Annotated in this window: 1 protein-coding gene; it reads right to left on the bottom strand. The window is 43.4% G+C overall.

Features of this window, described 5'->3' with window-relative positions:
• Positions 1-135: 135 nt before the first annotated feature.
• Entirely contained in the window at positions 136-879 is a 744-nt protein-coding gene (locus AB4653_RS28430) for a 5-oxoprolinase subunit PxpA (protein ID WP_029223943.1), read from the bottom strand.
• Positions 880-1161: the final 282 nt, after the last annotated feature.

The raw sequence follows: 1161 nt of genomic DNA, 5'->3' as shown, positions 1-1161 counted from the left end.
TGCTTATTTGCTTATTTGGCGTTTCTAACTTCCGTGTCCAAACCAATACAAAGCAATTAGACCTTACGAGCAATTGGTTAGGTGCTCGTAAGGCGAGCGATAAGGCCATGCGTCATACCAATCACACGCTTCATATTAGTTAAAAGCGTTGAGGTCTTGTCTGATTTTTCTAATTAATGCGATGGATTGGGGGTTATCACCATGAACACAAATGGTATCGGCTTCAATAGGCAGTCTTTCACCTTCAATGGTCGTGACTGAACCGTAGTTAATGATTTGCATGACTTGGTTGTAGATGTCGTCTTGGTTGACGTAAACCGAGCCTTTTTGAGTTCGCGGCGATAACTGCCCATTATTCAAGTATGCACGGTCGGCAAACGCTTCAAACAAGAGGGGTAAGTCATGATCGTCAGCAATATCTAGATACTGTTGATTGTCTGATGAAGAGAGAATCATCAAGGGGATGTTAAATTCAGCGACGGCTTGGGCAACGGCATTAAACACATCAATGTTCGCCATCATATCGTTGTAAAGGGCGCCATGAGGTTTCACATAGCCAACAGAGGTGTGGTGATAGCGGCACAGCGCTTGTAGTGCACCGACTTGATAACAAACTAGCTCACTGATCTCGTCCATGGTATGAGGAATAGAACGGCGACCAAACCCAACTAAATCTTGATAACCAGGGTGGGCACCAATTTGGGTGTGATAGTACTGCGCCAGTTTTATGGTCTTAGACATAACGTGCGGATCAGACGCGTGAAAGCCACAAGCGATGTTTGCCATATCGACCCATTCCATGACCGACTCGTCATCGCCCATCTTCCAATTGCCGAAACTTTCTCCCATGTCGCAATTAAGCAAAATCTTCGTTGTCACGTGGTGCTAACCCTTTACGTTGAGGTGAGTAATGACGGTCTTATAAATACCATAAATAAACAGTGACCTAACTCAAATTTTCGACACCAAGAACTGCATTTACTATGAGGTCACGGCATGTATCAAACCCGCTAAAGAATGGATTGTGAAAAATGCTTCCTTTCATCAATGACGTATAGAAACTATGGTTAAAGATAATTGAAAAACAAGTGTTCGACAAACAGCGCTTCATCTATTTTGTTTCCGGTTTAGGGAGCAAACGTAAGGTGATGAATCATATGG

The sequence above is a fragment of the Vibrio sp. 10N.222.48.A3 genome, from assembly GCF_041475345.1.
In the GTDB taxonomy this organism is placed as follows: domain Bacteria; phylum Pseudomonadota; class Gammaproteobacteria; order Enterobacterales; family Vibrionaceae; genus Vibrio; species Vibrio tasmaniensis_A.
The sequence above is the reverse complement of the archived record's forward strand: the minus strand, read 5'-3'. Positions and strand labels throughout refer to the sequence as shown.